Raw genomic sequence first — 18,585 nt, forward strand, 5'->3', positions numbered from 1 at the left:
TGGGAGGTGTGGCCATGGTCCCGGGAGGTTAGGACCCGCCTGAGGCGATATCTAAACGACATTTCAGCTTCATCGGTATCGAAAATGGTGCGATGCGGCAAGAGGGCAGGCGCTTTGAAAACCCGGAAAAACCCCTTTTGAACAAGAGGAATTTTCTAAGGGTATAAAAAATATAGGAAAAATTCGAGGCTCTTTCGACTGGCGTTGACATGGCAATATCGATAATTCGGTTTGCCGGGTTTTTATGTTGCGATGCGGTTTTTGTGCGGGCGGCTTGCTCGAGCATCGGGATGGAGCCCGCCCCTGGAGCAAAAATGTTAACGAATTTGGCCGGCGCGGACTTGTAAGCAGGCCGCATTTTGCCCATTAAGGGCGTCCGGCGTGCGTTGGCTTCCCACGGCGCTACGGACACGCCGGGATCTCAAACGGGCAAATGTGAAATTTCGATGGGAAATCTGTTTCGCGCCGTGCGTTGGCTCTGCATGGGCTTTGCCGCGATCGTCTTCTTCGGTCAGCTGGTCATGGTCCTGATGCGCTATCTGCTCGGCATCGGCTTTCTGGAAATTCAGGATGCGGTCAATTACGCCTTCGCGGCGCTCGTCGCCTTGTCCGTCGCCGTTTCCTTCGAGGCCGACAAACATGTTCGCGTCGATGTCTTTCGCCAGAACTGGCGGGACCGGACCAACCGCTGGATCGACTGGTTCGGCAATCTGGCGCTGGCGCTACCCGTTTTCGCGCTGATGCTCTGGACGGCGATACCCCTCGTGCGCAGTTCCTGGGCGATCCTGGAAGGGTCTCCCGAAACCGGCGGCTTGCCGGGCCTGTTTCTCGTCAAGACCTGTCTGGTTCTGCTGCCCCTGCTGGTGGTTGTCCTCACGGTCAAGCGGCTCGTCGATTTCTTCCGGCGGGCGTACTCATGAGCGCCGATATCCTGTGGCTTGTCCTGATGGCGCTTGCCGTCTTCGCCTGCATTCTGACCGGCGTTCCGGTGCTCCTGGCCATTGCCGGAGCGCCTACGCTTATCGCGCTTCTGGCCGCGTGCTTTGGCGATTTCGATCTCGTTTTTTTCCAGGCCGTACCGCAGCGGGTGTTCGGGGTCATGACCAATCCGCTGCTGCTGGCGGTGCCTCTTTTCGTGCTGATGGGCCTTCTTTTGGAAAAGTCCAGGCAGGCGGAACTCATGCTGAAAAGCCTGACCGCCGTTCTGGGCGGCCAGCGGTCGGCGCTTGCATTATCCGTGGTGCTCGTCAGCGCGCTGATTGCGGCCTCGACGGGCATTATCGGCGCGACCATCGTCATGCTCGGCACGATCACGCTTCCGGCGCTTCTGTCGGCCGGGGTCGACCGGAAGATGAGCAGCGGCCTGATCTGTGCCAGCGGGACGCTCGGCCAGATCATTCCGCCGTCCATCGTTCTCATTCTGCTGGGCGACCAGGTCTCCAACGCCTATTTCGAGGCGCAGCAGGAAGCGGGCAATTTCGCCCCGGATCCGGTCACCGTCGGAGACCTGTTCGCCGGTGCGTTGTTTCCCGGTCTGCTGCTTGTGGCGCTCTACGCGGTCTATGTGCTGGTTCGTCTGCGCTCCGCGCCCGGTGAAGACCGGCCGCAGTCGCAGGAAGACCGTGTCACGGCGCTGGACCTTCTGAAAAACATCGCTCCGACACTGGGGCTGATCGTCGCGGTCCTCGGCAGTATTCTTGTCGGTATCGCCACGCCGACCGAGGCGGCCGGGGTTGGTGTCGCCGGCGCCATTCTCATTGCCGCGGGCGGGCAGGGAGGGCCGATGGCGCGAACCGCGATGATATGCACGGTGTTGATGGCAGGTCTTCTGATCCTCCGCCAGTCCGGTCTTTTCGGTGTTGATTTCTCCGGGGGGCGGATCTACTGGACTGGCATGACGCTGCTCTCTGTGGCGTTGACCGCAGCCGCGCTGGCCTTGCTCCTTGCCAGCGCTTCAACGCTGCTCCGCTCGGGCGTTCTTCTTCCCGCTCTCAAGGAAACCGTGACGATCACGGGGATGATTTTCGGCATCGTGATCGCAGCCGGTATCCTTTCGCTGGTTTTTCGCGGTTTCAACGGCGACGAGCATGTCGCCGAACTTCTCCGGTCGCTGCCGGGGGGCGCTTACGGAATGCTGATCCTGACGATGCTCGTGATCTTCCTGCTCGGGTTCATCCTGGAGTTCGTCGAGATCATTTTCATCGTCGTGCCGATTGTCGGTCCGATCATTCTGCAATCCGACATCAGCCCCGTCTGGTTCGCCGTCCTTATCGCGCTTAATCTGCAGACGTCCTTTTTGACGCCTCCTTTCGGTTTCGCGCTATTCTACTTCCGCTCTGTCGCGCCTGCGGATATCAGAACCACGGAGATCTACGTTTCGGTCATTCCATTCGTCGCGATCCAGGTATTGGCGCTGGCGCTTGTCGCCCTGTTCCCGGCTCTGGCGACCTGGCTGCCCGGGACATTGTTTTAGAACCCCACTAGGCGAGGATTAAAATGAAAAGACGCGATTTTCTGAAGGTGGGTGCTGCTGCCGCGCCCGCAAGCCTGCTGGCCGCACCGGCCGTGGCGCAGGGCAAGATTGAATGGAAGCTGCCCACCTCCTTTCCCGCAAAAGCCCCTGGTGTCGGAACCAATGTGACGACCTTCGCCGATCGGGTGGCCGCGATGTCCGACGGTCAACTGACGTTCAAGGTCTTTTCCAGCGGTGAACTCGTGCCGCCGTTTGGTGTCGAAGAGGCAGTTGAGCAGGGCACCGCGGAGATCGGACACTCGACGCCCTACTACGCCGCGTCGAAAAATTCCGCTCTGCACTTTTTCTCGGCCGTTCCGTTCGGCATGGCCTCCGTCGAAACGACCGCATGGCTGCGCTACGGCGGCGGGCAGGACCTTTGGGACAAGATCTACGAAGAGCGCGGCTTGAAGCCGTTTTATTCCGGAAGTTCGGGCGTCCAGGCCGCGGGCTGGTTCAAGAAACCGGTCGAAAACCTGGATGGTCTGGCTGGCTTGAATATGCGGATTGCCGGTCTCGGCGGCGAGGCGATGCGCAAGCTTGGCGTCAACGCGGTTCTGTTGCCGCCTCCGGAAATCTTTCCGGCGTTCCAGTCGGGGGCGATCGATGCCGCCGAATGGGTCGGGCCGATGCTGGATCAGGCCTTCGGTCTGCAGAAGGTCGCCAAATACTGTTATGTGCCGGCATTCCACGAGCCGTCGGCCGCTCTTGAGATCGTCGTCAACAAGGAAGCCTACGACAGTCTTCCGGCCCATCTTCAGGCTATCATCGCCAACGCAGCGGAAGCCGCATCGGTCGAGACCACCTCTCAGTTCGACTATTTCAATGCGGTCGCGATGCAGAAACTGAAATCGGATGGTGTGACCTTCGCGGCCTTTCCGGAAGACGTTCAGGTGGCGCTCAAGAAGGCCGTGGCAGAGGTCATGGCCGAGAACGCCGAAGCCAACCCGGCCTTCGCCGAAGTTCAGAAGAGCTACGATGCCTTCCTCGAACTGGCAAAGGACTATGCCGTTTTGATGAAGGCGGCGACCTACACTCAACGGGTCTGACAGCAACGGTCCCGCCGGCGACCGCCGGCGGGATGCTTTTGAGCCGGCCGCTTGCGCTTCTCTCAGGCGGCGGCTTCGCCTTCCGCCTGTTTCTGGTACTCGGTCGCCAGGAAGCTGACGATGAGCAGCTGGAAGAAGTGAAACAGCATGATCGGGAGAATGATAAGCCCGACATCGCCGCGTCCCGAAAAGATGATCGGCGCCAGCGGGATTCCGGTCGCAAGCGACTTCTTCGAACCGCAGAACAGGACCGCGATCCGTTCTTCCCGAGGCATCCGCGTAATCTTCAATGCCAGAGCGACGATGAGATAGACGATCGCGAACAGGGCAATCGCGAGGATGGCGATCTCCACAACGAGAAAGACGTCATGGCTTTGCCAGACGCCCTCGGAGACCGAGTCGGAGAATGCACCGTAGACAATTGCCAGAATGATCGCCCGGTCGGCGATCTTGATTGCCTTGATGTTGCGCTCCGCCCAGACGGACAGCCAGCGCCTCGCTATTTGACCGAGGACGATTGGCAATACGACGAGCAACATCACTTTCAGTACGGTGGGCCCAAGCGGCACCGTCACGCCGCTCGACTGCATGTACCAGGCCATCAACGCCGGAGTTAAAACGACAGCGAGCAGACTGGAGAGCGTCGCGTTGAAGATGGCGACGGGAATATCGCCGCGCGCGAGCGACACCATGGCCACGGACGACGACACGGTCGAGGGCAGGGCGGCGATGTAGAAGAAACCGATATCGGCGGCTTCCGGCAGCAGATTGGGAAAAAGCCTCTCGCCGGCAAGCACAATGACCGGAAAAAGCGCGAAGGTTGTCAGCGCGATTGCCAGATGCGCCTTCCAGCGGGTCATGCCACGCATCATGCGTTCGGGCGCCAAGGTCAGGCCGTAGAGGAAGAAGACCCCGCAAATGCCGTAAGTGGTCACATACTGCCACTGCAGCGGACCGCCCGTGCGACCGGGCTCGGGCCACAGTACCGCCAGCGCCACGACGCTCGCCAGGGCAATGACGAACTTGTCGACCTTGGGAAGCGTCATGGATGTCTGCCTTTGTTTTCGGGCCCGGAGCGGTTTCGAAGGTGAGGGGAACGCGCCATCGTATCAATTGGCGCCCAGTTTTCTGTTCCGTCCGCGCGCGCGCCGCCGTCCCTCGAACGCGTCGCTCCCGGTTGCTGCGGTCTTGGACCGGGCCGCGAATGCGGTCAGATAGCTGCGGGCGGAGCTGAGCAGATGCATGCGCAGCAGACGCTCGGCGGTGACGGAGTTTCGTTCAATCAGGGCCTGGACGATCTCTTCGTGTTCCTCGTGCGATTGTTCGACGCGCTCGCGATTGAGGAGCTGGGCGCGGCGGAAGGGCGCCAGCTTGACGCCCATACCGCGGGCGATCTCGATCAGGTCGCTGTTGTGCGTGCCCTGGTGAATCAGGTCGTGGAGCTCCCAGTTCGCGCTCTGATAGGCTTCAAAGTGGCCTGCTTTGGCGAGGGCCGCCATGGAGAGATGCAGATCTTGCAGCACAGCCTGCTCGCCCGCCGTCATCCGTCCCGCGGCAAGACGGCCGCACAGGCCGTCGATTTCGCTCATTGCTTCGAACATGCCTTCAATCCGCTCGAAGGAGAGATTGCACACGATCACCCCCTTGTAAGGCACACGTTCGGCAAGCGCGCGCGACACGAGAATCATGAAGGCTTCGCGCACCGGCGTCCGGGAAACGCCGAAACGCGCGGCAATCGCGGCCTCGTCGAGTTTCGCGCCGGCGCACAATATTCCGTCGACGATTTCCTTCTCGATCTGCTCCGCGATCAGCTCGCTGTGGATTGCCCGTTTGTTCTTCGTTTCCGTCGTCATCGCTCTGGTCCCCCCAACACTTTGTTCTCAAAACGAAATCGCGGCACCGTCGGCGCGCGGATCGCTGGCTCCCTCCAGCGTTCCGTCCGGATGACGCACGACCGCACCCGCATGGCCGGCAAGGTCGGAGAACGGCGCGATCGTTTCGATATCATGGCCGTGCGATTGCAGGGACTGGGCTAGCTCAGTTGCGAACCGGCTTTCAAGCTTTAATGAGGTTGTGGCATCGCCCCAGGTCCGGCCGAGCAACCACCGGGGCGCTGTTACGGCCTCCTGAAGACCCTGGCCGAACATCGCATAGCGCGAAAAGATCGCGGCCTGGGTCTGCGGCTGGCCTTCGCCTCCCATCGTGCCATAGGCCATCACGCGGCCGTCGGTGAGATGCGCGAGAGCCGGGTTCAACGTATGGAAGGGACGTCGGAAGGGGCCGAGTTCATTCGGTCCCGGTTCAAGCGAAAAGCCGGCGCCCCGGTTCTGAAACACGACACCGGTTCGCGGGCAGGTCAGACCGGAGCCGAATTCCCAGTAGATGCTCTGGATGAAGCTGACGACGCAGCCGTTCCTGTCGGCGGCTCCCATCCAGATCGTGTCGCCCTGTTTTGCCTCATGCGGCCAGGGCAAGGCCCTTTGCCGGTCGATCCGGGCAGCAAGTGCATCCAGAGTTTCGCTCTTCAGCCAGTCCTCGGCAGGCGTTTCCATGCGCTCGGGATCGCCCAGGCCTTCGTTTCGCAGGATGAAGGCTTGCTTGGTCGCCTCGACCAGACCGTGTATATGGTCGAAGCCTTCCGCCTGTTTCACTTTCAGCCTGTCGAAGAGCGCCAGGATGATCAGGGACGCTACTCCCTGGGTGGGCGGTGTCATGTTGAAAAGGGTGCCTGCCGACGTGTCCACCTTGAGAGGTTCGACAAATTCGGCTTCGAAGCGCTCGAAATCGGACAGTCTGAGCGGCGAGCCGGAATCTTCGAGGAAACGCGCATGGGTACGCGCCAGGCTGCCCCGGTAGTAGCTGTCCAGCCCTTCGCTTGCGAGGGTCGAAAATGTTTCGGCAAGCGCGGGCTGCTTGAAGAGGTCGAGGGCGAGCGGCGCCCGGCCGCCGGGAAGGTAGGTGTCCTCGAAACCGGGCACATCCTTGAGACCCTCCAGCTTGGCTGCCATGCAATCCGCCTGGTTGCCGGTGACGACCACGCCGTCCCGTGCATAGGCCTGAGCTGCGGCCAGAAGGTCGCCAAGCGGCAGGCGTTCGGCGGCAGGGACCAGTTCAAGAGCCCTGGACCAACCCGAAATCGTGCCGGGCACGGTGAGCGCGGCAAGCGGTCCCCTTGCCGGAATGGTGTCTTGAAAACCGTTCCTTGCGTAGAAGTCGGGTGTTGCCAGTTCCGCGGCTCTGCCGCAGGCCGAAATCCCTACCGGAGATTTGCCCGGCTCCTGAACGATCCAGAAACCGTCGCCGCCAATGGAGTTCATGTGCGGGTAGACGACGGCAATCGTCGCGGCGGCCGCAACCATCGCTTCGATGGCCGTACCGCCCTTTGCCAGGATGTCGCGTCCGGCAAGTGCCGCGGCCTGGTGCGGTGCACTGATGCAGCCGTTCCGGCCCGTTGCGGAATGCAGCATTTTGTTTTCTCCTCCTACCAGCCGATGGCGTCCGGCAGCCAAAGCGCCATTTCGGGAAAGGTGTAAACCAGAACGAGACCGATAATCTGCAGGAAAATGAAAGGGATCACTCCGCGGTAGATATGACTGGTCTTCAGTTCCGGCGGTGCGACGCCCTTGAGGAAGAACAAGGCCCAGCCAAAAGGAGGGGTCAGGAAGGAGGTTTGCAGGTTGACGGCAACCAGGATGGCGACCCAGGCCATGTCGACACCGGATTGATGCAGCACGGGAAGGACCAGAGGCAGGGCGATATAGGAGATTTCGATCCATTCCAGGAAAAAGCCCAGGACGAACAGCAGGACCATCAGGAAGATGAGCTGGCCGTCGAGGCCGCCCGGCACGAAGGCAAAGGCGTCCTGAACCAGCCTTTCTCCGCCCAGGCCGCGAAAGGCCAGGGAAAACACCTGCGCGAAGATCAGGATAAAGAACACCATCGCGCTTGTGACGAAACTGTCGCGCACGACCTCGGTCATCACCCTCGCGTTCAGTCGGCCGGTGAAAAGCGCCAGCAGGATGGATCCGAACGCACCCATTCCGGCCGCCTCCGTCGGGGCGGCGACGCCACCGATGATCGAACCGAGCACAAGAAAGATCAGGGCAAGGGGAGGCAGCACGACCGTCAGCATGCGCTTCGCCAGCTCTCCTCTGGAAACCTGCCGGCGCTCTTCGAGAGGCAGGGCCGGAACTGCCTCCGGCAGGAAGAAGCCAAGCGAAATGATGTAGACGATGAACAGACCGGACAGGAGCAGACCCGGGAGGAGGGCGGCGGCGAAGAGCGTGCCGACGGATTCCCCCATGATGTCCGCCAGGAGAATGAGGACAAGGCTTGGCGGTATGATCTGGCCGAGCGTGCCGGAGGCGCAAATCACACCGGCGGTCAGGCCCTTGTCGTAACCGCGCCGGATCAGCGGGTTCAGGGCGATCAGGCCGACCGTCACGACGGTCGCGCCGACAACGCCCGAAGCGGCGCCCATCAGCACGCCAACCAGAACGATGGCGAGAGCCATGCCTCCACGCAGGCCGCCCATGGCCAGCCCGATCACATCGAGCAGATCCTCCGCCATCTTGGAGCGTTCGAGCATGATCCCCATGAAGATGAAAAGCGGCAGGGCCAGCAGCGTGTAATTGGTCACGACGCCGAAAATGCGCGCCGGCAGCAGACCGAACAGGAGATCGCCGAAGCCGATGTACCCGAACACGAAGCCGCAGGCGGCAAGACAAACGGGAACGGGCAGGCCGCCGAGCAAAAGCAGAAAGAACGCTCCGATCATCACGAGCGCGAGAATTTCATTAACCGGCATCGGGTTCAGTATTCCCCTGGTTTCTTTTTCTTTTCATGCGGGGCCGTCGCGCCTGTGAGCTGGCGAATGAATGCGCTCAGCGACTGCAGGGCGAGCAGCAGGAAGGAGATCGGGATGGCCGCCTTGAGCAGCCAGCGGGCGGGGAGCCCACCCGGATCTGCCGACCCTTCGCCGAGCATGAACGACTGTTGGACAAAGGTGAGCGACAGATAGGCGATCACGAGGGACGCCAGCGCAAGGAGCAGAGCGCCGGTGGCGTTCACGATCCGCCGGGCACCGGGAGAAAAATGCCCGTAGAACACGTCCACCCGGACTTCCTCGCCACGATTGAGCGCATAGGGCACGCCGAACAGGGCGCCGACCGCCATCAGGTGCCACTCTGTTTCCTGGAGCGCGACCGCGCCGAACGAGACCAGGTAGCGGGCGCAGACGTTGAAGGCGATGACGAGAACCAGGGCCAGCCCCGTCCAGGCCATGATTTCGCCAATGCGGCGGACGGAGCCATCGACCCCGTCCGCCAGCCGATTGAGCATCGACATCATGATTTGTAGAGAACCGGCAGGAGGGGTTCCGCGGACTGCCCGGCCCAGTCGCCGTATTGTTTCTTGAAGGCCATGTAGGCGTCATGAACCTTGCGGGTCTTCGGATCGGCGGCAGCGCCTTCCTCAAGCGTTTCGGCGGTGACTTCCCGCAGTTTTGCGACGACGTCGTCCGGCAGTGCCTTGGCGATAACGCCGAAGTTGTCGACGAGGTCCTGCATGGCGGCCGCGTTGGTGGCATCGCACCAGGCGTTGCTCTCGATGTTGCAGGCCATGGCGGCGATCTTGACGATTTCCTGAAGGTCGGCGGGAAGAGTTTCCCAGGCCTGTTTGTTGATCAGGAGTTCGGTCACGTTGTTCGGCTCATGCCAGCCGGTGGTGTAGTAGTATTTGGCTGCCTTCTGAAGACCCAGCCGGCGGTCCTGATAGGGGCCGACGAATTCGGCCGCGTCGATGACGCCGCGTTCCAGCGCCGGGAAGATCTCGCCGCCCGGCAGGAGCTGGACGTTCACGCCGAGCTTCGCATAGACCTTGCCGGCCAGACCCGGAATGCGCATCTTCAGACCGGAGAAGTCTTCGACCGTATTGATTTCCTTGCGGAACCAGCCTGTCATCTGAACGCCGGTATTGCCCATCGGGAAGGCCAGCATTCCGAGCGGCTCGTAGAGCTCGTGCCAGAGTTCGATGCCGCCGCCTTCGTACATCCAGGCGTTGGTGCCCTTCACGTCCATGCCGAAGGGAACCGTGGTGAAATATTGCGCCGCAGGGATTTTCCCGGCCCAGAAATAGGCGTTGGCGGCATTCATCTCCACGATGCCGTTTTGAACCGCATCGAAGCCTTCCAGGGCCGGGATCAGTTCGCCGGCAGCGAAGTGCTGGATTTTCAGCCGGCCGCCGCTGAGCGCTTCGACCTTCTTGCAGAAATCGGTCGGGCTGCCGGGGCCTTCGACATAGTAGGGCGAACCGGGACCGTAGGCGTTCGTCATTTTCCAGGAAAAGCTCGTCTGAGCCCGCACCACGGACGGCGCTGCGAGGGTGGCCGTGGCGGCGATGGCTGAGCCGGTGAGGAATTGGCGGCGTTGCAAGGTGGATCTCCTTTGGACGTTGATCGTGAATGTTTGTCGGTCGACACACTCGGATCAACGTCAGCAAAACGTATGCCAAACAGAAAAATAGGGAAATCTAGTATGCAAAAATATCAAGAAATCAAATTTTGTATACAAAACTGGCAAATGCTGCCCATTGATGCGGCAGTGCAGCAAGCGAGGCTCGCGCGGCAGGGTGCGAGGAATCCTTGAGGGGACGGGCAGGGGGAAATGCGGCGACCGGCAGCTGCCAAAAATCAGCTTCCGGGCGAAACTCCTTGGTCATCAGGTTCGGCGGTTTCCAGTTGCCGTTCCCGAAACACGATGAAAAGTCCGCTCAGGATGATGACGGCCGCTCCGATATAGGTCGCAAGATCGGGTATCTCATTCCAGACGAGCCAGCCAAGAGCCGTCGCCCAGATCAGAGCGGTATAGTCGAAGGGCGCCACGACGACCGCCGGGACAAGCCGCACGGCCTGGGTCATCAGGGTAACGCCGGCGGTCCCGAAAAGAGCGATGCCGGCAAAGAGCCAAATATCCTGAGCCCGGATTTCGACCCAGACAAAGGGCAGGACCGGAGCGCAGAGCATCGCTCCGGCACCGACAAGATAGAGCATGAGCGTCCAGACGCTTTCCCTTGGGTCGACCCAGCGGGCGCTGATCATCAGCGACGCATAGAGAAACGCGGTCGCCACCGGGAGAAGCGACGCCAGTTGAAACGTTCCGCTGCCGGGACGCACCACGATCACCACTCCCGCAAAACCGACGAGAACGGCGCTCCAGCGCCGCCAGCCGACCTGTTCTTTCAGGACCAGAGCCGAAAGGGCGGTGACGAATACCGGCGCTGCAAAGACAAGCGCGGTCGCTTCGGCAAGTCCGAGGAATGTCAGACTGGTGAAAAAGGTGGCCGCTGCCGCAACCCAGATCAGTCCGCGCACAAGATGCGCTGCCGGACGGCGGGAGACCAGCGCGCTGGGGCCGCCCATCTTCAGGGCGATCAGAACCGCGAAAGGCAAAGCGATGAGGTTGCGCAGGAAGAGGATCTGAAATGGCGAGTAGTCGGCTGCCAGCGTCTTGCCGAATGCATCGTTGACACAAAGAAGGGCCACCGCCACGCACATCATGACGATACCGGCCATTGCCTGAGATCTCGGAGCCGCCGCTGCCGGTGTCATGATGTGTTCCTCTTGGTTTCCTGCCGTGCAGGGAGCTGGAATCGGTGTTCCGTCCTCTCCGGTCACGGACGACCGCTCGAGGAAGCGAATGAGGGTGCGAGGTTAAGGAAAGACCGCATCTTCCAATGCGCAAGCAAAGAGAACAAGGAGCCTGAGATGCGAACCGTCGCATGTCGCATGCGGGTTGTCGAGTGCTGCCTGACGGGTCACGTCGGGCCAAAACGGCAAACATGGATTTTCCGTGTACCGCAACACGGCAATTGACAATGGTCGCAGACTGAGTGCATCTACATGCATCTTCGGTTTCCGGGACCAAGTCTGGCCCCGGGATTAAAAGGGAACACGGTGAGGCGTACCCAACAGGGACCAAATCCGTGGCTGCCCCCGCAACTGTAAGCGGAGAGCCGGATCCGACAATGCCACTGGCGCGATGAGTGCCGGGAAGGCCGGATCAGGCGATGACCCGCAAGCCAGGAGACCTGCCGCAGATCGTCCTGACCCGTTTTCGGGAGACGGACACCGCAACCGGACGCCGGGGTGAGCGTCACGCGGTCTGGCACCAGGGACACCCCTTTCTGCTATCCGCATCCTTCCCCGACCGTCCTTTCAGTCGACCGAACCGGTTCTTCAAGTCCGGTGGCCCATTGAGAGAGACGTCAAATGACACTTCGCAAGCTTGGTTTTGCTGCCCTTTGCGCGGCGACACTGTTTACTCCAATAGCCGCACAGGCCCATTTTCAGCTCGTCTACACTCCCGACGTCAACCTGCAAAAAGCCGGCGACACGCCTCTGAAACTCATCTTCTGGCATCCGTTCGAGAACGGTCATGTCATGGACATGGCCGAACCGCTCGAGTTCTATGCCGTGCACCGCGGCGAGAAGATCGACCTGAAGGACAGTCTCAAGCCGATCACCTTCACCGGCACGGAAAACGAGGCCGCCGCCTATGACGCGTCCCTGCCGGTCAAGCGCAGTGGCGACTATGTCCTCGTGGTGGAGCCGGCTCCTTATTACGAGGAAAGCGAAGACATCTATATTCAGCAGATCACGAAATCCTATCTGAACCGGAACGAGATCCCGACCGACTGGATGGAGGCGCAGGGCCTCGCCACCGAAATCCTGCCTCTGAACCGCCCGACCAACATCGTTGCCGGCTCGACGTTCACAGGCCGGGTCCTTGCCGAGGGCAAGCCGGTGGCGGGTGCGGAGATCGAGATCGAATACATGGCCGCCGAACCGGACATGGCCGCCAACAAGCCACTGGCCCCGAAGGCGTCGCCGATGCCGGGTGGTGCCGTCGTCGCGATCTCCGATGAAAACGGCTACTTTACCTTCGGTATTCCGAAGGCCGGGTTCTGGGGCTTCGCCGCGCTCGGTTCCGGCCCGGTCAAGGAGCACGAAGGCAAGGAACTCAGCCAGGACGCGGTCATCTGGGTGCGCGCCTATGACGTCGAATAACGCGTAACGGAACGGAGGGAAAGCCGATGCATATCGTCGACGGCGCCTTGTCGACCGAAGTCCTGATCGCCGGAACGGTGCTGGCGGCCGGCGGTATTGCGCTTGGCCTCAAAAAGCTGCCGATGGAGAAGATCCCGGTAGCCGGCGTGCTCAGCGCGACCTTTTTCGTTGCGTCGCTGATCCATGTGCCCATCGGCCCCTCCAGTGTCCATCTGATCCTGAACGGCCTTGCCGGGCTTGTCCTCGGCTGGGCCGCTTTCCCGGCGCTCTTCGTCGGGCTGCTGCTGCAAGCCGTCTTTTTCGGTTTTGGAGGCGTGACGGTCCTCGGCATCAACACGCTGAACATCGCCCTGCCGGCCGTCGCCGTGTTTTATCTTTGCCGGCACGGCATTGCCTCGCACTCGCCCGTTGTCGCCGCGATCTGGGGCGGGGTCGGCGGAGCGCTCTCGATTGTCCTGACAACGATACTGGTGGGTGCCGCGCTTGCCTTCAGTGGCGATGAATTTATCCCTGCCGCCAAGCTTGTTCTGGTGACCCATATCCCGGTGATGGCGGTCGAGGCAGTGCTGACGGGCTTTGCCGTCTATCTGGCCCGCAAGGTCAAGCCCGACCTTTTCGCGGGTGTTGAAGCTACCGCTGGAGGCGTTCAATGAAACAGGTGACCGTCTTTGCGTTGACACTCCTTTTCCTCGGATCGGTCGGGGAACCGGCTCTTGCCCACAAGGTCATCGCCTCCGTCTTTGCCAGCGGCGGGTCTATTGAAGGCGAAATCGGGTTTTCCAATGGCGACATGGCGGCCGGGACGCTGGTCGAGGTGTTCGACGATGAGGGCAACAAGCTCGGCGAGGTCACGACCGACAGCGACGGCTTCTTTACCTTCAATCCTACCAAACGTGTTGTCCATGTATTCAAGGCGAACCTGGGCTCCGGGCATGTGGCCGAAGTCAGGATGGAACTCGAGGATCTTCCGGATATCGCCGGAAGCGCGCCCTCTGAAAATGCTTCGAACGATTTGGGAGCTGCTCAGGCAACGGAAATAGGCTCGTCCGCGACGATTGCGGCTGGAAATCCGGACAGCGGGCCCGGTGGGCAGATCAGCGCTGCGGCACTCAAGGAGAACCGGGAGCTGATACGCGAAATGATCCACCGGGAGATCACCCCGCTGCGCCGGGAAATCGCCGCCTACAAGGAGAAAAACGACTTTCAGACGATCCTGGGCGGTATCGGCTATATCGCCGGCTTGTTCGGTGTGGTCTTCTACCTCGCCGCGCGGCGCAAACTGGCGCAGGGGCAGGGGTAAGGCATGGGACACCTCGTCTCCTCCGGACCGAAAGTCCTTGTGAGTGCCGATACGGTGAGCGCGAACAGCGTGCTTGACGGATTGGATCCGAGAAGCCGCATTGCGGCAGCTCTTGCCTTCGCGATTCTGATCGTCAGTCTGAAAAGCCTGACGGTGCTGGCGCTCGGTTTCGGTCTGTCGGTCGCCACGCTGCTCGCTACGCGCCTGCCGGTGAAGGCGACACTCCGCAGGATGGCGGCTATGGATAGCTTCATTGTCTTCATGCTTGTGCTGTTGCCGTTCACTGTTCCCGGTGAAGCGCTGTTTTTCCTCTTTGGGTTTCCCTTCACCTTCGAAGGTCTGCTGCGGGCCGTGGAAATCGGTCTGAAGGCCAATGCCGTCATTCTGATGCTGATGGTACTGGTCGGAACGCTCGAGCCGGTTACCTTGGGGCACGCGCTTCACCGGCTGAAGACACCGGAAACGCTGGTCCACCTCTTGATGTTCACGGTGCGCTACATAAGTGTGCTCCACCAGGAGTACCAGCGTCTGCGCGCGGCAATGAAAGTACGCTCCTTCCGGCTGCGCAATTCCCTGCATACCTACAAGTCCATAGGCTATCTCGTCGGCATGATGCTGGTTCGTTCAGTTGACCGGTCCGAGCGGATCCTCGCCGCCATGAAGTGCCGTGGCTTCAATGGGGCCATCCCGTTGCTCGGCGCGATGCGTTTTTCGGCCCGTGACGCGGTCTTTACGGTTGTCTCAGCACTGCTGGCCGTCACCCTTGTCGTTTTGGAGTGGAAGATTGGCGCCGCTTATTGAACTGACCGATCTCCATTTCGGTTATCCGGGCCATGAGCCGGTTCTCAAAGGCGCGTCACTCAGTCTTGCCGAAGGCGAGCGGCTTTGTGTCAGTGGTCACAACGGTGCCGGGAAAAGCACACTCCTGCGTATGGTGGTCGGACTTTTGAAGCCGCACCGCGGCGGGGTCCGCGCCTTTGGCATCGATTGCCGTTCTGAAAGCGATTTTCAAGCCGTTCGTCGCAGAGCCGGGTTCGTTTTTCAGGATCCGGACGACCAGCTCTTTTGCCCGACGGTGGCCGAGGATATCGCCTTCGGGCCTCTCAACCTGGGCAAGACCCGGGAAGAAGCCGCCCGGATCGTCGACCGGGTTCTTATGCAGCTCGATATCTTTGCTTTCAGGGACAGGGTCACCTACAAACTGTCCGGCGGAGAAAAACGCCTGGTCAGCCTGGCGACGGTTCTGGCCATGGAGCCGGATGTACTGCTTCTGGACGAACCCACAAACGCGCTTGACGAAAAGAACGAAGGCCGTCTCATCGACATTCTCCTGAGCCTGCCTCAGGCGATGATCATCGTTTCCCATGACGCCGATTTCCGGGAGCGTCTCGGTACCCGCGCATTGCGCCTGGAAGACGGCGTTCTGGTTTCACGAAGCTGACTGTGGTTCGCAGAGCCAAGCCGCACCTGCCGCAGGCTGCGAATTCCGTTTCGCCTCCGGGTTTTCCCCATCGAAAAACGCGTCAGGCACAATCGATATATTGACTAAAATTACACTTAACATACTCTATCTAGTATTCAAGGTCTGGCGATTCTTTTGAGTTGCCGGCTAAGAGGGAAGCCGGTGAGCCTTGCTGAAAAGGCAAGTCCGGCGCTGCCCCCGCAACTGTGAACGGCGAGCCGTCATCCGGAAACCACTGGGAAAACCGGGAAGGTGGATGACACGGCTTGGACCCGTGAGCCAGGAGACCTGCCTTGAACGAACAACGTCAGCGGACGGCGGGTCCGGGCGACGCTTGATGGCGTGAAACAGCCTCACGCCCTCTTGTGCTTCCTGCCGTCCAACTCTCAAAACAAGTTCTTCGGGGTGCAAGAGACATGACCGTCACCGTTTACAGCAAACCTGCCTGCGTCCAATGCAACGCAACCTATCGCGCGCTCGACCAGCGTGGCGTCGACTATACCGTGATTGACCTGAGCGAAGACACGGAAGCCTTCGAGCATGTCCAGTCGCTTGGCTACCGGCAGGTACCCGTCGTCGAGACCAAGGGCGAGCATTGGGCCGGCTTCCGGCCGGACAAGATTGCGGCGCTGGCCTGAGCCGGTTGCGGGTCTGTTGAAGTGGGCCAAATCGTCTATTTCTCCAGCGCATCCGGAAACACGCACCGTTTCATCGAAAAGCTTGGAGCCCCGGCGCTCCGTATACCGCGCAACAAGTCGGAGGCGCTTCCCCGGATCGGGGATCCTTTCGTCCTGATTGTGCCGACCTATGCGGATGGAGAAGGCCGGGGGGCGGTCGCAAGCCAGGTGATCCGGTTCTTGAACGATGCGCCGACACGATCGCTCCTGAAGGGCGTGATTGCCTCAGGCAACCGCAATTTCGGGGCCTATTTTGCCTATGCCGGAGACGTGGTGTCCCGCAAATGCGGTGTTCCCTTGCTCTACCGTTTTGAGCTTTCGGGAACCGACACCGATCTTTTCCGCGTCGAACACGGGATGACAGAACTTTGGAAACGACAGTCCTAGAGCGCCCGGTCACTCCGGCAGCGGAGCTCGACTATCACGCGCTCAACGCGATGCTGAACCTCTATGACGAGGACGGCAGGATCCAGTTTGACGCCGACCGGCAGGCCGCGCGCCAGTACTTCCTCCAGCACGTCAACCAGAACACGGTTTTCTTTCATTCACTGGAGGAGAAGCTCGGCTACCTGGTGCGCGAAGGCTACTATGAGAACGAGGTGCTGGACCAATACGATCCGGCCTTCGTCAAGGCCATCTTCGAGGCTGCCTATGCCCGCAAGTTCCGTTTTCCGACCTTTCTCGGCGCTTTTAAGTACTACACCAGCTACACGCTGAAGACCTTCGACGGGAAGCGGTATCTGGAGCGCTACGAAGATCGGGTGGTGATGGTGGCGCTTGCCCTGGCCGCGGGGGACGAGGACCTCGCCATGCGGCTGATGGACGAGATCGTCTCCGCCCGGTTCCAGCCGGCGACGCCGACCTTTCTCAATGCGGGCAAGAAGCAGCGCGGCGAGCTGATTTCCTGTTTCCTACTGCGTCTGGAAGACAACATGGAATCCATCGGCCGGGGCATCAATTCCGCCCTGCAGCTGTCCAAGCGCGGCGGCGGGGTCGCGCTGCTTTTGACCAACATCCGGGAGGCCGGGGCGCCGATCAAGGGGATCGAGAACCAGTCCTCCGGCGTTATACCCGTGATGAAGCTGCTGGAAGACAGCTTCTCCTACGCCAACCAGCTCGGCGCGCGCCAGGGCGCCGGCGCGGTCTACCTCAACGCCCATCACCCGGACATTCTGCGATTTCTCGATACCAAACGGGAAAACGCCGATGAAAAGATCCGCATCAAGACCTTGTCGCTGGGCGTCGTGATCCCGGACATTACCTTCGAACTCGCCAAGGACGACGAGGACATGTATCTGTTCTCGCCCCACGATGTTGAGAAGGTCTACGGTCTGCCGTTCTCGCAGATTTCTGTTACGGAAAAATACCGCGAAATGGTCGACGACCCGCGGATCCGCAAGAAGAAGATCCGCGCGCGGGGCTTTTTCCAGACCATCGCCGAGATCCAGTTCGAAAGCGGTTATCCCTACATCCTGTTCGAGGATACGGCCAACCGCGCCAACCCGGTTGACGGCCGCATCAACATGTCGAACCTGTGTTCCGAAATCCTCCAGGTCAACGAGGCGTCGGAGTTCAACGAGGATCTCTCCTACAGCCACCTGGGCACGGACATTTCCTGCAATCTCGGTTCGCTCAACATTGCCAGGGCCATGGACGGCGGCGACCTGGGTGGAACCGTGGAGACCGCCGTCAGGGCGCTGACCGCCGTCTCCGACATGAGCGCCATCGACAGCGTGCCATCCGTACGCCGGGGCAACGACGAAAGCCACGCGATCGGTCTGGGGCAGATGAACCTGCACGGCTATCTTGCCCGCGAACGCATCCACTATGGCTCGGAGGAAGGCGTCGACTTCACAAGCGTTTATTTCTGCGCCGTCGCCTATCACTGTATTCGCGCATCGAACAAGCTCGCCCGGGAACGCGGCAGGAGTTTCAGGGGCTTCGAGAACAGCCGCTACGCGGATGGTACCTTCTTCGACAAATACACCGAACGGGCGTGGGAGCCGAAAACAGAACGGGTAAGGCAGCTTTTCGAAGAGGTCGGGATATCTCTGCCGACGCAACAGGACTGGCAGGCGCTGAAGGAGGCCGTCATGTCCGGTGGGCTCTACAACAGGAACCTTCAGGCCGTCCCGCCGACCGGATCGATCAGCTACATCAACAACGCGACCTCCTCGATCCATCCGATCGTCTCGAAGATCGAGATCCGCAAGGAAGGCAAGATCGGCCGCGTGTATTACCCGGCCCCGTTCATGACCAACGACAATCTCGACTACTACCGGGATGCCTACGAGATCGGTCCGGAAAAGATCATCGACACCTATGCGGCCGCCACCGAGCATGTCGACCAGGGCCTGTCGCTGACCCTGTTCTTCCGCGACAGCTCGACGACGCGGGATGTCAACCGCGCCCAGATCTATGCCTGGAAGAAGGGCATCAAGACCATCTACTACATCCGCCTGCGCCAGATGGCCCTGGAAGGGACCGAAGTGCAGGGCTGCGTGTCCTGTTCGCTCTAGGG

The 18,585-nt window shown here is 60.8% G+C and carries 19 protein-coding genes and 2 riboswitches; of the genes, 11 read left to right on the forward strand and 8 right to left on the reverse strand.

Annotation, left to right across the window (positions count from 1 at the left end; translation table 11 throughout):
- Positions 1-28: 28 nt before the first annotated feature.
- Positions 29-412 (reverse strand): hypothetical protein, encoded by a 384-nt coding sequence (locus JF539_RS07370; RefSeq protein ID WP_207139665.1) that lies wholly within the window; start codon positions 410-412, stop codon positions 29-31.
- Between the two features lie 34 nt (positions 413-446).
- Here JF539_RS07370 and JF539_RS07375 point away from each other — a divergent pair, with 34 nt between their 5' ends.
- Genes JF539_RS07375 through JF539_RS07385 form a run of 3 tightly spaced genes read left to right on the forward strand, consistent with a single transcriptional unit; the run spans position 447 to position 3,561 of the window.
- A complete protein-coding gene (locus tag JF539_RS07375; RefSeq protein ID WP_209017035.1) occupies positions 447-920 on the forward strand; it encodes a TRAP transporter small permease subunit in 474 nt (157 codons plus the stop codon).
- Positions 917-2,473, forward strand: a complete 1,557-nt coding sequence (locus tag JF539_RS07380; RefSeq protein WP_207139666.1) for a TRAP transporter large permease — start codon at positions 917-919, stop codon at positions 2,471-2,473. The genes JF539_RS07375 and JF539_RS07380 overlap by 4 nt, the downstream gene beginning before the upstream one ends.
- A 23-nt stretch (positions 2,474-2,496) precedes the next feature.
- On the forward strand, positions 2,497-3,561 hold the full coding sequence (locus JF539_RS07385; protein WP_207139667.1) for a TRAP transporter substrate-binding protein: 1,065 nt from the start codon (positions 2,497-2,499) through the stop codon (positions 3,559-3,561).
- Positions 3,562-3,623: 62 nt separating this feature from the next.
- Here the strand turns inward: JF539_RS07385 and JF539_RS07390 are convergent, their stop codons facing one another.
- The 7 genes from JF539_RS07390 to JF539_RS07420 all read right to left on the reverse strand — a co-directional run bounded on the left by JF539_RS07390 (position 3,624) and on the right by JF539_RS07420 (position 11,167).
- On the reverse strand, positions 3,624-4,607 hold the full coding sequence (locus tag JF539_RS07390) for a bile acid:sodium symporter family protein (protein WP_207139668.1): 984 nt from the start codon (positions 4,605-4,607) through the stop codon (positions 3,624-3,626).
- A gap of 63 nt (positions 4,608-4,670) precedes the next feature.
- Positions 4,671-5,414, reverse strand: coding sequence for a GntR family transcriptional regulator (locus JF539_RS07395; protein WP_207139669.1), 744 nt, complete (start codon positions 5,412-5,414; stop codon positions 4,671-4,673).
- Positions 5,415-5,441: 27 nt separating this feature from the next.
- The gene (locus JF539_RS07400; protein WP_207139670.1) at positions 5,442-7,028 is read right to left on the reverse strand and encodes a gamma-glutamyltransferase family protein; all 1,587 of its coding nucleotides are present in this window, start codon (positions 7,026-7,028) and stop codon (positions 5,442-5,444) included.
- A 14-nt stretch (positions 7,029-7,042) separates the two neighbouring features.
- Complete coding sequence (locus JF539_RS07405) at positions 7,043-8,368, reverse strand: TRAP transporter large permease (protein ID WP_207139671.1); 1,326 nt, start codon at positions 8,366-8,368, stop codon at positions 7,043-7,045.
- A 5-nt stretch (positions 8,369-8,373) separates the two neighbouring features.
- Positions 8,374-8,910, reverse strand: a complete 537-nt coding sequence (locus JF539_RS07410) for a TRAP transporter small permease subunit (protein ID WP_207139672.1) — start codon at positions 8,908-8,910, stop codon at positions 8,374-8,376.
- The gene (locus tag JF539_RS07415) at positions 8,907-9,992 is read right to left on the reverse strand and encodes a TRAP transporter substrate-binding protein (RefSeq protein WP_207139673.1); all 1,086 of its coding nucleotides are present in this window, start codon (positions 9,990-9,992) and stop codon (positions 8,907-8,909) included. Before JF539_RS07415 ends, JF539_RS07410 begins: the two co-directional genes overlap by 4 nt.
- A gap of 257 nt (positions 9,993-10,249) precedes the next feature.
- Positions 10,250-11,167, reverse strand: coding sequence for a DMT family transporter (locus JF539_RS07420; RefSeq protein ID WP_207139674.1), 918 nt, complete (start codon positions 11,165-11,167; stop codon positions 10,250-10,252).
- Between the two features lie 283 nt (positions 11,168-11,450).
- Positions 11,451-11,669: riboswitch (cobalamin riboswitch) on the forward strand.
- 158 nt (positions 11,670-11,827) lie between these two features.
- Between JF539_RS07420 and JF539_RS07425 the strand changes: the two genes are divergently transcribed.
- The 8 genes from JF539_RS07425 (at position 11,828) to nrdE (ending at position 18,583) form a co-directional block, all read left to right on the forward strand.
- A complete protein-coding gene (locus tag JF539_RS07425; protein WP_207139675.1) occupies positions 11,828-12,625 on the forward strand; it encodes a DUF4198 domain-containing protein in 798 nt (265 codons plus the stop codon).
- Between the two features lie 26 nt (positions 12,626-12,651).
- On the forward strand, positions 12,652-13,278 hold the full coding sequence (gene cbiM, locus JF539_RS07430; protein ID WP_207139676.1) for a cobalt transporter CbiM: 627 nt from the start codon (positions 12,652-12,654) through the stop codon (positions 13,276-13,278).
- Positions 13,275-13,925 (forward strand): cobalt ABC transporter permease, encoded by a 651-nt coding sequence (locus JF539_RS07435; protein WP_207139677.1) that lies wholly within the window; start codon positions 13,275-13,277, stop codon positions 13,923-13,925. The genes cbiM and JF539_RS07435 overlap by 4 nt, the downstream gene beginning before the upstream one ends.
- A 3-nt stretch (positions 13,926-13,928) precedes the next feature.
- Positions 13,929-14,726, forward strand: coding sequence for a cobalt ECF transporter T component CbiQ (cbiQ, locus tag JF539_RS07440; RefSeq protein ID WP_207139678.1), 798 nt, complete (start codon positions 13,929-13,931; stop codon positions 14,724-14,726).
- Positions 14,710-15,366: an energy-coupling factor ABC transporter ATP-binding protein gene (locus JF539_RS07445; RefSeq protein WP_207140950.1), complete on the forward strand. Its 657-nt coding sequence runs from the start codon at positions 14,710-14,712 to the stop codon at positions 15,364-15,366. The genes cbiQ and JF539_RS07445 overlap by 17 nt, the downstream gene beginning before the upstream one ends.
- Positions 15,367-15,489: 123 nt before the next feature.
- A riboswitch (cobalamin riboswitch) is annotated at positions 15,490-15,698 on the forward strand.
- A gap of 105 nt (positions 15,699-15,803) precedes the next feature.
- Positions 15,804-16,025 carry a glutaredoxin-like protein NrdH gene (nrdH, locus tag JF539_RS07450; protein WP_207139679.1) on the forward strand — a complete coding sequence of 74 codons (222 nt, stop codon included), beginning with the start codon at positions 15,804-15,806 and terminating at the stop codon, positions 16,023-16,025.
- A gap of 21 nt (positions 16,026-16,046) precedes the next feature.
- The gene (gene nrdI / locus JF539_RS07455; protein ID WP_207139680.1) at positions 16,047-16,451 is read left to right on the forward strand and encodes a class Ib ribonucleoside-diphosphate reductase assembly flavoprotein NrdI; all 405 of its coding nucleotides are present in this window, start codon (positions 16,047-16,049) and stop codon (positions 16,449-16,451) included.
- Entirely contained in the window at positions 16,433-18,583 is a 2,151-nt protein-coding gene (gene nrdE, locus JF539_RS07460) for a class 1b ribonucleoside-diphosphate reductase subunit alpha (RefSeq protein WP_207139681.1), read from the forward strand. Before nrdI ends, nrdE begins: the two co-directional genes overlap by 19 nt.
- Positions 18,584-18,585 lie beyond the last annotated feature (2 nt).

Source organism: Roseibium aggregatum (assembly GCF_017309185.1).
GTDB lineage: Bacteria > Pseudomonadota > Alphaproteobacteria > Rhizobiales > Stappiaceae > Roseibium > Roseibium aggregatum_B.

Bases quoted from the DNA above. Each gene is read 5' to 3' on its own strand.
- JF539_RS07380 (WP_207139666.1), top strand. From the start codon at position 917: ATGAGCGCCGATATCCTGTGGCTTGTCCTGATGGCGCTTGCCGTCTTC.
- JF539_RS07410 (WP_207139672.1), bottom strand. From the start codon at position 8,910: ATGATGTCGATGCTCAATCGGCTGGCGGACGGGGTCGATGGCTCCGTC.
- nrdH (WP_207139679.1), top strand. From the start codon at position 15,804: ATGACCGTCACCGTTTACAGCAAACCTGCCTGCGTCCAATGCAACGCA.
- JF539_RS07435 (WP_207139677.1), top strand. From the start codon at position 13,275: ATGAAACAGGTGACCGTCTTTGCGTTGACACTCCTTTTCCTCGGATCG.
- cbiM (WP_207139676.1), top strand. From the start codon at position 12,652: ATGCATATCGTCGACGGCGCCTTGTCGACCGAAGTCCTGATCGCCGGA.
- JF539_RS07375 (WP_209017035.1), top strand. From the start codon at position 447: ATGGGAAATCTGTTTCGCGCCGTGCGTTGGCTCTGCATGGGCTTTGCC.
- JF539_RS07390 (WP_207139668.1), bottom strand. From the start codon at position 4,607: ATGACGCTTCCCAAGGTCGACAAGTTCGTCATTGCCCTGGCGAGCGTC.
- JF539_RS07395 (WP_207139669.1), bottom strand. From the start codon at position 5,414: ATGACGACGGAAACGAAGAACAAACGGGCAATCCACAGCGAGCTGATC.
- JF539_RS07425 (WP_207139675.1), top strand. From the start codon at position 11,828: ATGACACTTCGCAAGCTTGGTTTTGCTGCCCTTTGCGCGGCGACACTG.
- JF539_RS07400 (WP_207139670.1), bottom strand. From the start codon at position 7,028: ATGCTGCATTCCGCAACGGGCCGGAACGGCTGCATCAGTGCACCGCAC.
- cbiQ (WP_207139678.1), top strand. From the start codon at position 13,929: ATGGGACACCTCGTCTCCTCCGGACCGAAAGTCCTTGTGAGTGCCGAT.
- JF539_RS07385 (WP_207139667.1), top strand. From the start codon at position 2,497: ATGAAAAGACGCGATTTTCTGAAGGTGGGTGCTGCTGCCGCGCCCGCA.
- JF539_RS07420 (WP_207139674.1), bottom strand. From the start codon at position 11,167: ATGACACCGGCAGCGGCGGCTCCGAGATCTCAGGCAATGGCCGGTATC.
- JF539_RS07405 (WP_207139671.1), bottom strand. From the start codon at position 8,368: ATGCCGGTTAATGAAATTCTCGCGCTCGTGATGATCGGAGCGTTCTTT.